The sequence below is a fragment of the Nitrososphaera sp. genome (genome assembly GCF_037447015.1).
Taxonomy (GTDB): domain Archaea; phylum Thermoproteota; class Nitrososphaeria; order Nitrososphaerales; family Nitrososphaeraceae; genus Nitrososphaera.
This window is the reverse complement of sequence record NZ_JBBIHK010000008.1, coordinates 21,086-33,882: the sequence shown is the minus strand read 5'-3', so window position 1 is coordinate 33,882 and position 12,797 is coordinate 21,086. Positions and strand designations below refer to the sequence as shown.

The window sequence follows — 12,797 nt, the reverse complement described above, 5'->3', positions numbered from 1 at the left end:
AAAAAGAAGAAGGCAAAACCATGCAGCGCTCCCATTTCATCAACCTGCCCCTGCACACGGGCCACCCGCCGGCCTACCTCGTCAGGCGCATGATCAAGCTGTCGCACGCCATGTCAAAGGTGATAGTGGACTCGCACGGGCAGCTAGAGTTTTTGCGCCGGCTGTCCGACCCGGTCTGGTTCCAGGCGTTTGGCTGCGTGCTTGGGTTTGACTGGCACTCTTCCGGCGTCACGACCGTAGTGACGGGCATACTGAAGCAGTCGCTGTCGCCGGACGTGCACGGCATCGCAATAGCAGGCGGCAAGGGGGCCCGCGCCACTCGTGCCGTGCGCGACGTGCCGGCAATGGCAGAGAGCTTTGGCCTGTCTGACGCCAAGACTGCCGCACTCCTGCGGGCAAGCAGGATGTCTGCCAAGGTGGACAGCGCGGCCGTGCAGGACGGCTACTCGCTCTACCACCACGCCATCCTGTTTTCCGAGCGGGGCGACTGGGCGGTGGTGCAGCAGGGCATGAACGCCCAGAACAGAATGGCCCGGCGCTACCACTGGATTTCAGAGAACCTTTCGTCTGCCGGCTGCAGTGGCGGCAATGGGGGGTTTGCAAGCGAGCCGCACGCCGGCATCATCTGCGCGCAAAAAACAGAAGCCGCCCTTGACATGACTGCGGCCGGCTCGGCAGAGAGCCAGAAGGTCTGCCTCGACCTTGCGCGGGGCAACACGGAGAATTTAAAGTCATCCATCTACCGGATGATGATGCCTGGCGGGGAAAACACGCTTGACAGGTGGATGGCCGGAGAGGGCGGCAATAACAATAACAGCAACAATGGCATCCGCGGCCTGGCAGGGTACGAGATGCCGCGCCGGCTCGACTGGGACCTGTTCAGAGAAATATACGACGTCCAGCCGAAAAACTATGAAGAGCTGCTGGGCATGAGGGGCGTGGGCGCTGCGACGGTGAGGGCGCTTGCGCTCGTCGCCGAGCTGATATACGGCACGCCGGCGTCCTGGCGCGATCCTGTCAAGTACAGCTTTGCACACGGCGGCAAGGACGGCGTACCCCACCCCGTGGCAAGAAAGACGTACGACCAGTCGATACAGTACCTGCAGGGCGCAATCGAGGGGGCAGAGATGGAGAGGCAGGACCGGATAGCGGCGCTGAAAAAGCTGGCCGCGTTTTCAGAGCAGATGTTCCCCTCTGATGATGACGACGATGACTTGCCATCGTCCTCGTCCTCAAGATAGAAATATGCCTTTTTCTCCTCTCCTCAACAGGATTCAGGAAATGGCTAAAGTCATGGTTGGCAAGGCGTCAGACATTGGCGAAGGCAAGATGACGAGCGTCACTGCGGGCGGAAAGGAGATTCTGGTGGTAAACGTGGGCGGCACCTTTTACGCGACGGGCAACATCTGCACCCACGCCGGCGCACAGCTGCATGAAGGCGGGCTCAACGGCAAGGAGCTGACCTGCCCCTGGCACGGGGCCAAGTGGGACGTGACCACCGGCAACCTGAACTGGTTCCCCCAAAAGCTAAAGCCGATTGGCTCGTACAGGGTCGTCGTGGAAGACGGCACGGTGTACGTCGAAGTCTAGAGCCTGGCGGTGCTAAGAAGGAAGGAAGGAAAGAAAGAAAGGCAGGGCACAACGCCTGTCAATCTTTCGTGGAGCCTTATTGCTGGCCGACAGATGGTGTGCTGCCCGGGATCGCGGCATGTGCAAATTTCAGTGCAAAAGCCTTAGTAGTTTGTCGTTGCTAAAGGAAGCGTGGCATTAAAGGAAGTCGAGAAGGTAGAGATCACCTGCCTTGTAGACAATAACGTGGACGTGCTTTTGCCAAGTACCGAGGTGGCCCGCCGGCCGCCGATCGCAAAAAACTGGTACGACAAACCCCTGATAGCCGAGCACGGTTTCTGTGCCGCCCTGACCTTGCATAAAGACGCCGCCGGGGTGGAGCGCAGGCTGCTGCTCGACTCCGGCCTGGACCCTGTGGCCGCCTCACACAACATGGACGTGCTCGGGATGGACATGATGTCTTCCTGCGAGTGCTTGATTTCAAGCCACGGGCATATCGACCATGCAGGCGGTCTGCTTAGCCTCCGAAACAAGCTTGATCAAAAACAAAAGATCCCCCTCGTCCTCCATGAGGACGCCTTCAGAAACAGGCTGGTCAAGTTCCCGGACGGCCGGACAATAGATCTGCCTGCGCCAGACAGAACCCTTTTGGCCAAGGCACGATACGAGGTCGTCGAAAGGCATTGCCCGAGCTCGTGGGTCGATGACGGGGCTCTTGTCACCGGAGAAATCCCAAGGGTCACCGGCTTTGAAAAGGGATTCCCCAACCACTATCTGGAGCTTGATGACGGGAAACTGGAAGCCGACCCGCTGATCAAAGACGATCAGGCCGTTGTTGTGAACGTCAAAGACAAGGGGCTGGTGGTCGTCACGGGTTGCGGGCACGCCGGGATAATAAACACCCTGCAATATGCTAAAGAACTGGCCGGCGAAGACAGGATATACGCTGTGCTGGGAGGGATGCACCTGTCTGGCAGGTTGTTCGAGCCCGTAATCTCTCCGACCCTCGAGGCACTGGAAAAACTAAAGCCGAGGTTCATCGTGCCCTGCCACTGCTCTGGTTTCAAGGCTATCAGCGAAATAGCCAGAAGGATGCCTGACGCCTTTATCCAGAACAGCGTTGGGACCACCTACGTTTTCTGATCCTGCGGCTGTACGCGAGTGAGTGCAACCGCAGGTGCATCACATATTCGCTGCGCCGGACGTTTTCGGTAAAAACAGCCCTGGTTAGTGCGAGGTCGCCGGCGGCGGGGGCTGGGCGCTCCCTCTTCCTCCTCCTGCCTGCGCCGGCTCTGGCGGCTCTTTCCTGTACGCCATCTTGAGCCAGATGGGGGTTATTATCGTGGTGGCGGCGACCATGATGATGACTGCTGTGTACGTGTTTGCGGCAAGCGCGCCTGCCGACACGCCGACGCCTGCCACTATCAGGCCGACCTCTCCCCTCGATATCATGCCTATTCCGACCTTGCCCGCCTTCTTTTTGTCTTTCAGAAATATCATGGCCGGCAGCCCGCAGCCTGCAATCTTGGTCGACGCTGCTACTGCGACGATGATGCCTGCAAGCGCCAGCACCTCCAGGTTGACCCCCCTGAGGTCGACCTGCGCGCCTATTATCGCAAAGAACAGCGGCGCAAATATTATCTCGAGCTTGCCGACGTACTCCTCTATCTGCTTGATGACCCTAGTGCTTGCCACCGCCATGCCGACTGCAAACGAGCCGACGATGGGCGACAGCCCGAAAAACGCCGCGATGCCGGCGGCCGCAAAAAATGACGCCGTGGCAAGCCCCTCGACTGCGCCCTTGGACCTGAGCCTCTCGACGTGCAGTATGCGGGGCACCAGGAAGACGGCGCCTGCCAGCAGGACGCCAAATATGCCGAGGATCTGGGCGATGAGGATTATGATGTCTGGGATGGCAAGGACAGTCTCGCCCCCTGTCTGGATCATCGTCGTCACCACCGAAAGCGCGGCGATGGCAAGTATGTCGTCTATTATTGCAGCCCCAAGTATCAGCCTGGCCTCCTTTGACTGCATCCTGCCAAGCTCTGTCATCACCTGTATCGTGATGGCGATGCTTGTCGCCGTGAGCGCAGTGGCTATGAGCGTGGCTTCAAGTGCCTCGATGCCGTACAGGATAAAGACGTAATAGCCCACAAAGAACGGCACAACGACGCCAAGCGAGCCGACGGTGAACGACGCGGCGCCGCCCTTTACGAACTCCCGGGGCGTGATGTGCATCCCGGCTATGAACAGTATCACTATTGCAGATATCTCGCCAATGTGCCTCACCGTCTCGTCAAGGACGACGAGGGGCTCGCCGTTGAACAGGGGCAGGCCGCCGATTGCAAAGGGGCCCACCATGATGCCTGCGACAAGCTCGCCAAGCACGACCGGCAGCCTGACTTTGTGGAATACCTCGGCCATTATCTTGGCCGCAAAAAGCAGCACACCAAGGGATATGATGACATGCAGGAACGCTGACTCGGCCGCCATGGCTACGTCACCACTCTACTGCTCCTGCTTTTCTCCCATGCGCTCTACAACAGACCTGACCTTGTCCTCAAGCGTCTGGTCCTTGTCAAATCGCTGGTCTATCCTGACAGTCGAGATGATCCTTGCAGCGCCCGCCGCCCGCACCGCGTCGTGCGCGGCCCTGACTGCCGCAAGCGCGGCGTCGAGGCTTTCAGCCTCTATCTGGGTGCCAAGCGCAGTCAGCGTGGCCCGGACGCCCGCCGTCCTGCTTATGGCGTCAAAAGCCGCAGAGACCTCCCTGCTCATGCTGGTGTCATCCCTGCCTGCTACGATGGGCACGACGCTTATCTCTGCGTGGACGGCCACGACCATTGATGGGCGCTGCGATGTAAAAGGTTTTGTTGCAACATCTGTACTCTGCTACTGCTTTAGCCTGTTGACAACGACGTTAAAGTCCGTCAGCGGCACTATCTTGACCGTGCTGAACGCCGATATGCCCGAGTCTATGCAGAGCGCCTCGATGCCGTGCGCGTTCTCGGCCTCCATTATTATCGTCCACTCGTGCTCGAGGACCGAGAAGTAGAACCCTACTATTTTCTTGACGCCGTTCTTCTCCATAGACTGCTTCATCTTGCCGTCAAGCTGGGCTACGATGCCCTTGCTCTTTTCGTTGTTGAGCGGACACGACTCGGGCGTGTGCGACGCAAAGACGCCGAATAGCTGGGGGGCCATGTGCTTATCGCCTTTGTTTGACGCCAGCTATAATAACAATTTTTCCTTCACTTTTTATTATCCATCCGGTACAGTCGCTATTGCCTGACAACAACGATGATAATGAACATCGGCGAGTTCCTCTCGACGCTCCCAAAGGACGTGGTAAGCGGCAAGGAGGCTGCCCTTGCAGACGCTGTCGTCAGGAAGATGCTAAAGCTCGCCGGCGTGCGCAGGAGCGACGTATTTTACCACCTTGGCTGCGGGCGTGGAAACGCCGTGGCGATCGCAGCAAAGGAGTTTGGCGTCAGAAAAGCCGTGGGGGTGGAGGCCGACTCCCGGCTTGCAGCTGCGGCCAGGCGCGCAGTCGCAGGGCTTGAGAACGCCGAGATAGTCAAAGGCGATCCGCTTTCTAATGCTGCCGACCTGTCAAAAGCCACCGTCGTCATGTTCATGCCGCCTTCAGACCCAGACGTGGCGGAGGCGATTGCAAAAAGGCTGCGCTTGCTCAAAAAGAAAGGCGCCCGCCTCGTCACGGTGTGGTCGCCGCCGGGCATGCTGCTGCCAGACAGGGTCGATTTTCCATTCATCGTCTGCAAAAAGCCGTTCCGGCGCGCCCGGTCTGTCAGGCAGCAGATAAAGGCAGTCTACGGGACAGAGTGCATCGACTTTACCGCGTCGTGGCTGATGGCAGAGCGCTACATCGACGCGCTTGAGGCCGTGCCTGCCCAATACAGGCGCTTTGTCAACATGCTGCAGAGCATGATTATCTGGATAAACGCGTGGAACATGGGTGTCACGTGCGAGGACGGGGTGCCTCCGCCCGTCACGACCTACCTGGGAATACTGCGCGAATTCTTTGGAATCGACCTGTCAGACATGTTTGTCCGCCCTCCAAAGGACGAGAGCATGACGCCCCCTTCAAGCAAGATGGGCTGCTGACGGCCTGCCATGGACGCCCATAGATCACATAGAACTGGGACGTATTCTCCTTCTCTATAATGAGAATCAATGTCTATAATGATAATGTTGGCAATTCTTTTATGACTTTTCTCTAGCACGCAAGCCAATCTATGAATGTAAATGGCCTGACCCGCAAGTCGGTAGGCTCTATAGCAATGGCTGCCCTACTTTTGATGGGCATTGTCGCTATCGTGCCAAACCTGACAAATAGTGCCTTCGCACAAGCTGGCACTACAATCACCACTAGCGCAGATTCCAATGGCGCGAGGTTCTTTGGTCCAGCAATACTTGAAGTGCTGATCAGCGTATCTTCGCACGCCTCGGATACAGGACAGGGCACGCTCCCCGTGACAATTACAGCGTTTGGCGCATCCAGCACGTACCAGGTGTCAGAGACCGGCACTACAAGCGGCCTGTTCCTGATGTACATCAAGGCCGATCCGACTGCAGCAACACCTGACGAGCCGTTGGTGCCTAACACGCCATTTTCGTCGAGCGTCCTGACCCGGCTCTATATCGGCCCGGCCGGCGTCGCAGGCACGTACCCTGCCACTTCCGGCACAGCCCCGCACGACAACGAAAACGCCGAGCTTGCGGCCACCGTGGTCGAAGGCGGTTCTGTCCAGATATCTGCAAATGGCGTCACCAAGACAATCACGTGGGACGACAGCCCGGCGACGCTCACGCTTGACAGGGCGGCGTACGGCCCGGCAGGCACCATAATCGCGCAGATCAAGGATCAGGACGCCAACCTCGACCCGACGAGGGCAAACACCATAACCGAGACTGCCGCAGCAGGCGACGAGCTGATCACGGGCACCGACGCCCCGGCAACGACTGCGACGACGGTGTGGACAGAGACAGGCCCAAACACCGCGGCCTTTGAGCTCACTTCGATCACTGCAAGCGGGCTTGGACAGAGCGTCGACTCTATAGCAAGGTCGCTGAGCGCCAACGACTACAAGGCGTTTACTTCCGGCGCAGGCGGCACGCCGATAACGCCAAACGCCGCATCGGCATCATACGGTGCGATTGTGACGACAGGCGTGCAGGGGACTGCATCCACTTCGTACACAGTGCAGGCCGTCAGGGGCCAGTTCCAGACTGTCAACGCGACAACCTATGCCTCTGAACTGCCGCTGAGGATAAACGACCTTGACCGCAACACACAATCTAGGTCAGAACAGGCAATAGGCGGCGCCATCCGCGTGTCAGTTGCAAACGTTGCAGCAGGCAGCCTTGGCAGCTCGACAAACCCGCTGCTCTTCAACATCCGCGAACTGTCGCTGAACAGCAACACGTTCCGGCCAAACTACTCTGGCGACGACATCGACGTGACGCCAGGCACGCCGGCGTCAATCGGGGCGCCTGACACGGTACAGGGTATCCTCAAGGTGCAGCCCGGCAACGACATTGTAGTCGAGTATCTGGACGCGTTCTTCCTCCCTGCGGGTCCTGCGTTCAACGAGAACAGCATGACTGCCAGGATAGACCTCAACGGCAACGGCAGCTTTGAAGCAGCAGCTTCGCTGGCGTCAGTCAACGAGGCAGGCATCAGGCTCGACCTCAACGCAGATGGCGACACTGGAGACACTGTCAACGGCATCGTCGAATCGCAGACAAGAGTTGACCTCAACGGCGACCTGGACTTTTCAGACACGCTCGCACTGACAGGCTCGTTCAACGAGCAGACAACCGTGGTCACAATCGACCTCAACGACAACGACCTTACAGCTGCGGTGGCAATCACGCCGCCAGGACCGATCATCGAAGCAACGGCAAGCCTCGACATTGGCAACGACGGCACCATCCTGGCAGCTGCCAACGCAAACGGCATCACAGAATCTCGCACCGCAGTAGACTTTAATGCCATCGACCTCGGCGGCGTGTCCTCAAGGATCACGTTCCAGATCGGCAACACTGCACCAACACTTGCAGCCGACAAGACAACAGTCTCTCGCGGCGGCTCTATCCTCTACACACTGACAGACCCGGACCTCAACGACGACACAGGCGTCATCGAGTCGTACACAATCAACTTTGTGCCACAGAACAACGCATTCACAGACACTGACTTTGCAACAACGAACGGCGTTGCAAGCGGCACCACGCCAGCAACAAGGGTGATCGTCAACAGCGCCGCAGTGATGGACGGCAGGATAAGAATCTCGGGCTCTGCAAGGGACCTAGCTTCGACGTTCTCGCTGACCTTCACAGAGACTGGCGCCAACACCGGCATATTCACAGCAAACCTCAACCTCCAGACGCTGTCAAACGCACTTGGTAGCACGTTCTCGTTCGTCGACGGCGACAACGTCGAGCTGACGATAAAGGACGTGATGGACCAGACGCAGTCAGTGTTCACAGAGGTAAGCAGGACAACCCAGATTGGTCTGGCCAAGCCCGTGGTGACAGTCGACAGGTCCACGGTACCTGTGCCCCGCGTCGGGACAGGGAACGACGCGACTGACGAAACCCTGGCAATACCCAAGTCTGCTGCCAACCTCGGCCCGGCAATCATACACATAACCATCACAGACCCGGCAGCAAACACCAACTCTCAGACACAGGAAACACTCTTTGGCACACAGACAACAACAACCACAGCAGGCGTCCTGACACTGGGCGGCAAGCTTAGACTGACCTTCCAGAACTCTGCAGGCACAACCTTCACAGGCGCAACAGGCGTCACCATAAGCAAGGCCATCAAGGAAACAGGCTTTGACACAGGCGTGTTTGAAGGACAGATCCAGATCGACTCCAACCCAGCAGACACACCGGCACAGTGGATAGGCTCCAAGATGAAGATTGAATACGCTGGTCAGGACAACACGTTCGGCAACACCGACGATGCTGACACGACAAGCGTAGGCTTTACCGCAAGGAACGCTGTCATGACCACAGACACGACCATAGTCGCAAACGGCAAGGCCATCACGATCCTCGTGAACGACGCTGACGCCAACAGGGACGTGACCACTGCAGAAAGGGTCAGGGTCAGCATCAAGTGGGTGGACGACACCGGGGCGACCAGGTTCCAGCTCCAGACGCTTGACGAGACAGGCATAAACACAGGGCAGTTCCGCAAAAAGCTGGACGTGGGGACTTCTGTAGTCGGAGGAGTGACCTTCAGGGTCAACCCTGACCAAGACGTGCGGTTCCGCTACTACGACCTCGCTCCTAACCTCTCTGGCGCCAGCACATGGGCAGCGGCCAGCAGCACAACAACACAGATCGACCTGACCTTCAGGACGAGCGCAGACCTGGGCGGCCTCACCATCTCCTCACCAGGCAATGTGGTAGGTCCGGCAACCCAGATCAAGGTGTCCATCGTGGACAACGACCTGAACACCAACCCGTCAAGCAAGCAGACCGTCACCGGTAGAGTAACAGCAACCTCCGACAGAGGTGCAGGCAGCAGGGCAGACCTCAACATCGACGAGACTGGCCCCAACACTGCAGTCTTTGAAGGCAAGGTAAGGCTCAACCCGGCGCAGGCGGCAGGCGCGGCCAACACACCAAGCAACGACGTGACCATCAACGCGCTTCCGGGCGACCTGGTGGCAATCAGGTACGAGGACGAGAAGGGTGCCAACGGCCAGCGCACTACAGTCACAAAGACCGTCCAGGTGGTGAGCAGGGACCCGGTGATGAACTTTAGCAAGACCGGCTACGCAATCGGCGACACCATCGAACTGACTCTGAACGACCTGGACGCCAACCGCGACCCGGACACCGCTGACATCCTGACTCTGCGCGTAACCTCCACAACAGACGCTGTGGGCCTCACAAACGTGCAGGCAATCGAGACTGGCCCTAACACCGGTGTCTTCAAGGCAGTGATACAGACATCGAGGACCTTCTCGACAGGGGCGCTCCAGGTGTCAAACGGCGACAACGTCACCGTTGAATACGAGGACGCATTCCCGGCAGCATTCCGCCAAAAGTTCGACAACAACGGCACTCTGGCAGGCTCGACGCAAAAGTTCCGCGTCAACACAGTGATAGGCACGGTGCCCACGACGGACAGCACAACGCCGTCCAAGCCCTCGCTTGTCAACGTTGACGGAAGCTCTGTCAGGGAAGTCACAGCAGGCCAGCAGGTCGTGATAACAACGACGATCAAGAACAACGACGACCAGCCAAGGCCAGCGACAGTGATAGTCGAAGTCAGGGACGCAGACGACATCACCGTCTACCTGCAGTGGCAGACAGCTACCATTGCCGCAAGTGGCGATGTGAACGTCGGCCTCTCGTGGATACCTGACGGCGCCGGTACTTACACCATAAGGACCTTTGTCGTCGACGACCTGTCAACCCCGGCAATCCTGTCTGACATAGTCGAGTCCGAGATAACGGTGAGCTAAAGGCAGCAAGGAGCCTTTACCTCCCTCCTTTTTCTTTTCTTTTCATTTTGCTGACCGCGAAATAATGTTTTTAATCATAATGCCGTATATTGTCCTTGTAGGCAAGGCATATGCATCCAGCCGCGTTTGACCCGCACAGGGTTGTGCTCCAGGTCGAGTGTACCGACTTTGAATCCGGGAGCAGGCTGGTGGGATCGGTGCTTGGCAACCTGGCCAAGATGGTCGGGGCGGAGGACGCCGAGATACGGGCGGGCCCGGCCAAGTCTACCTTTGGGTGGGTGTTTTACCCGCTTGCAGTCAGCAAGCGATTCGTGACGCGCCTTGCAAGCCTGCCTGAAAACGACATCACGCGCATGAAGGGGGGCACGCTTGACCAAAAGTTTGCGGCGTGGCTCGACCGCCAGCTGAAGGCGCGCCTGCCAGAGGGAGGGGAGAAAGGGAGCGTGCACGTGCGACTGCTGTCAGACCTGTGCTCCCCGCAGTTCGGACTGTTTTAATACGTGCCAGGACAACAACAGCCGCAGCGGCGGTGGTAGCAGAAGAAGAATGGATCCAAGAGTGAGGGCGGCAGTCACGTCCAAGATCGCCGAGGCAATCGGCGCGGCAGGCGAGGTAAAAGAGATCCAGCGCCGCATACCCTCGTCAAGCCCCCAGGATCTGGCCCTTGGGATAGCCGTCGGGCGCATCTACAACTCGTTCCACTACCAGACCCGGCGCATACTGGGGCGCGACGCAACGGCGGCCGAGTTTCTCGAGTTTCTCGAGCTACTCGGGAGCAAGATGCCTGAAATCAGGCGCGCATTGCAGTAGCTCTGCATGCCTGCAGCCAAACTCCTGCTCTGCTCATTCTGTCACTGTGTGCTGCAATACGGCGCGGCCTCTCGCACCCTCAGCTGCCAGGCAAGCAAGCGGTCGCCAATATTCTAAGAAATGAAAATGCAGGATCGGTTTAAATCGGCCGCCACCATTAGGCTGGCCTAATGCAATGGGGTAAATCTGCAGCCTTGTTCCTGGCTGCAATACTGATGGCAAGCATTCTCACTTTCGGGCACGGTGCCAACAACAATCAGGCGTACGCCGCCGCCAAGAATGACAAGCTGGTCATAGTCGCGCAGGTGATACCTAGGGACAGGGTGGCAACGGAGGCTGTCGAGCTGGAAAAGTACCTTGAGAAACGGACGGGAAAGGACGTGGAGATATTCTTCCCGACAAGTAACGCGGCCATAGTCGAGTCCATGAGGTCAGGGCACGCGCAGGTCGCCCTCGGAGTGGGCACCCTTGTGGCCGCCCTTGCTGCAAAGCACGTCAAGGTGGAAGACCCGATGCTCGTCGAATACCGAAACATCTTTATCGGCAACGAGTCGAGGGTTGAGAGCTTTTACTATACGTACTGGATAGCGCACAAGGACTCGTGGTACGCCAGCGCCAAGTCGCTTGAGGACCTGAGGGGATCCAGGGCGTGCTTCCCAAGCGAGACGTCCGTTTCAGGATTTGTCATGCCCATGAAGACGCTGGTGGAGAAAGGGTACGCAAAGCCGCTCAAGAGCAGCCAAAAGATAAAGGACCTCCCGCTGCAGTTCTTCAAGGACGTCACCTTTGGCGGCGGCTATGCCCAGTGCTGGGAGGCGCTGAAGCAGAACAGGGTTGACGTCACGGTCATGGCCGGCGACGTTCCCGAGAAGGTCTACAAGGAGGCGCTTGAAAACAGCAACATCCTGGAGACAAGCGGCCCTGCCCCTGCACACGTGGTCCTCATGTCCAAGAGCCTCCCCAAGGACGTAAAGCAAAAGCTCACGTCGGCGCTCATGGACCTCAACAAGGACCCGGAGATGATGAAAAAGTTCGTCTCGGGCATATTCGTCAAGTTCGACAAGAAGCAGAGGAAGGAGCACCTTGCACCCGTGGCCGAGGCGCTTTCGAGCACGGGGCTTGACAGAGTGATCAAGTTGTGATGACAGACACCATGACGAAGGCGACGGCCGCTGAAGAGGGGCAAGAGTACGCGCTGGAGCTGCACGACCTGGCGTTCAGCTACGACGACCGGGTGCTCTTTAGCGGCGTCAACCTTTCCGTCAGGAGGGGCGACTGCGTGGCGATAATCGGCAAGAGTGGGCTGGGCAAGAGCACCCTTCTCAGGATAATCAACGGGTTCCTGCGGCCTTCCGCCGGCACGGTCCGGATATTTGGCACGCCTGTCAACGGGAGCTATGGCAGCGAGCTCAGGCGGAAGGTGGCGTACATACCCCAGAACCTCGGGCTGGTGGAAAACGCGACGGTGCTTGAAAACGTGCTCCTGGCCAGGGCCACCGAGTCCCCGCTGAGGACGCTCTTTGGGCTGTGGGACAAGAAATTTGTCAGCGAGGCAAGGGCCCTGCTCCATGACGTTGGGCTTGGCGACAAGGCTTCAAGGAAGGTGGCCAGGCTTTCCGGCGGTGAGAGGCAGAGGGTGGCCATCGTCAGGGCAGTGATGCAGGGCGCCCGGATAATACTTGCCGACGAGCCCGTGGCCAACCTCGACCACGACACCGCAAGTTCCATACTTGACCTCTTGACCTCGCTTGCAAAAAAAGACCAGGAGCGCGTCACAATACTGGTAGTTATACACGATCAAGAGCTTGCCGCAAAGTACATCGGGGAGGCGTACGCGCTCTCGCAGGGCTCTTTTACCAAGGTCGCCCTGTAGGAAGAAGAAGGCGCCGTAATTTAGTTACGCTA

At 58.3% G+C, this 12,797-nt stretch carries 12 protein-coding genes; 9 read left to right on the top strand and 3 right to left on the bottom strand.

Going from position 1 to position 12,797, the window contains the following annotated elements:
• Positions 1-20 precede the first annotated feature (20 nt).
• From WKI84_RS04710 to WKI84_RS04700, 3 genes are all read left to right on the top strand, one after another.
• On the top strand, positions 21-1,241 hold the full coding sequence (locus tag WKI84_RS04710) for a DUF763 domain-containing protein (protein WP_337862372.1): 1,221 nt from the start codon (positions 21-23) through the stop codon (positions 1,239-1,241).
• A gap of 4 nt (positions 1,242-1,245) precedes the next feature.
• A complete protein-coding gene (locus WKI84_RS04705; RefSeq protein ID WP_337862371.1) occupies positions 1,246-1,590 on the top strand; it encodes a non-heme iron oxygenase ferredoxin subunit in 345 nt (114 codons plus the stop codon).
• A 171-nt stretch (positions 1,591-1,761) separates the two neighbouring features.
• Positions 1,762-2,712, top strand: a complete 951-nt coding sequence (locus WKI84_RS04700) for an MBL fold metallo-hydrolase (RefSeq protein WP_337862370.1) — start codon at positions 1,762-1,764, stop codon at positions 2,710-2,712.
• A gap of 84 nt (positions 2,713-2,796) precedes the next feature.
• Here WKI84_RS04700 and WKI84_RS04695 read toward each other — a convergent pair whose 3' ends face one another.
• From WKI84_RS04695 to WKI84_RS04685, 3 genes are read right to left on the bottom strand one after another with little or no spacing between them, the layout of a single operon-like run.
• Complete coding sequence (locus tag WKI84_RS04695) at positions 2,797-4,062, bottom strand: cation:proton antiporter (protein ID WP_337862369.1); 1,266 nt, start codon at positions 4,060-4,062, stop codon at positions 2,797-2,799.
• Positions 4,063-4,077: 15 nt separating this feature from the next.
• Positions 4,078-4,413, bottom strand: a complete 336-nt coding sequence (locus WKI84_RS04690) for an MTH1187 family thiamine-binding protein (protein ID WP_337862368.1) — start codon at positions 4,411-4,413, stop codon at positions 4,078-4,080.
• Positions 4,414-4,461: 48 nt separating this feature from the next.
• Positions 4,462-4,773 carry a hypothetical protein gene (locus WKI84_RS04685; RefSeq protein WP_337862367.1) on the bottom strand — a complete coding sequence of 104 codons (312 nt, stop codon included), beginning with the start codon at positions 4,771-4,773 and terminating at the stop codon, positions 4,462-4,464.
• Between the two features lie 96 nt (positions 4,774-4,869).
• On the opposite strand from WKI84_RS04685, the gene WKI84_RS04680 reads away from it, so the two are divergent.
• The 6 genes from WKI84_RS04680 to WKI84_RS04655 all read left to right on the top strand — a co-directional run bounded on the left by WKI84_RS04680 (position 4,870) and on the right by WKI84_RS04655 (position 12,765).
• Positions 4,870-5,694, top strand: coding sequence for a methyltransferase domain-containing protein (locus WKI84_RS04680; protein WP_337862366.1), 825 nt, complete (start codon positions 4,870-4,872; stop codon positions 5,692-5,694).
• A 314-nt stretch (positions 5,695-6,008) separates the two neighbouring features.
• Positions 6,009-10,082: a hypothetical protein gene (locus WKI84_RS04675; protein WP_337862365.1), complete on the top strand. Its 4,074-nt coding sequence runs from the start codon at positions 6,009-6,011 to the stop codon at positions 10,080-10,082.
• Positions 10,083-10,192: 110 nt separating this feature from the next.
• On the top strand, positions 10,193-10,579 hold the full coding sequence (locus WKI84_RS04670) for a hypothetical protein (protein WP_337862364.1): 387 nt from the start codon (positions 10,193-10,195) through the stop codon (positions 10,577-10,579).
• A 49-nt stretch (positions 10,580-10,628) separates the two neighbouring features.
• Positions 10,629-10,892 carry a hypothetical protein gene (locus WKI84_RS04665; RefSeq protein ID WP_337862363.1) on the top strand — a complete coding sequence of 88 codons (264 nt, stop codon included), beginning with the start codon at positions 10,629-10,631 and terminating at the stop codon, positions 10,890-10,892.
• Between the two features lie 194 nt (positions 10,893-11,086).
• Positions 11,087-12,034 carry a PhnD/SsuA/transferrin family substrate-binding protein gene (locus tag WKI84_RS04660; RefSeq protein ID WP_337862362.1) on the top strand — a complete coding sequence of 316 codons (948 nt, stop codon included), beginning with the start codon at positions 11,087-11,089 and terminating at the stop codon, positions 12,032-12,034.
• Positions 12,034-12,765, top strand: coding sequence for an ATP-binding cassette domain-containing protein (locus WKI84_RS04655; protein WP_337862426.1), 732 nt, complete (start codon positions 12,034-12,036; stop codon positions 12,763-12,765). The genes WKI84_RS04660 and WKI84_RS04655 overlap by 1 nt, the downstream gene beginning before the upstream one ends.
• Positions 12,766-12,797 lie beyond the last annotated feature (32 nt).

Excerpts from the sequence above, each read along its gene's own strand:
- WKI84_RS04705 (WP_337862371.1), top strand. The coding sequence starts at position 1,246 with ATGCCTTTTTCTCCTCTCCTCAACAGGATTCAGGAAATGGCTAAAGTC.
- WKI84_RS04655 (WP_337862426.1), top strand. The coding sequence starts at position 12,034 with ATGACAGACACCATGACGAAGGCGACGGCCGCTGAAGAGGGGCAAGAG.
- WKI84_RS04670 (WP_337862364.1), top strand. The coding sequence starts at position 10,193 with ATGCATCCAGCCGCGTTTGACCCGCACAGGGTTGTGCTCCAGGTCGAG.
- WKI84_RS04695 (WP_337862369.1), bottom strand. The coding sequence starts at position 4,062 with ATGGCGGCCGAGTCAGCGTTCCTGCATGTCATCATATCCCTTGGTGTG.
- WKI84_RS04710 (WP_337862372.1), top strand. The coding sequence starts at position 21 with ATGCAGCGCTCCCATTTCATCAACCTGCCCCTGCACACGGGCCACCCG.
- WKI84_RS04680 (WP_337862366.1), top strand. The coding sequence starts at position 4,870 with ATGATAATGAACATCGGCGAGTTCCTCTCGACGCTCCCAAAGGACGTG.
- WKI84_RS04685 (WP_337862367.1), bottom strand. The coding sequence starts at position 4,773 with ATGGCCCCCCAGCTATTCGGCGTCTTTGCGTCGCACACGCCCGAGTCG.
- WKI84_RS04690 (WP_337862368.1), bottom strand. The coding sequence starts at position 4,413 with ATGGTCGTGGCCGTCCACGCAGAGATAAGCGTCGTGCCCATCGTAGCA.
- WKI84_RS04665 (WP_337862363.1), top strand. The coding sequence starts at position 10,629 with ATGGATCCAAGAGTGAGGGCGGCAGTCACGTCCAAGATCGCCGAGGCA.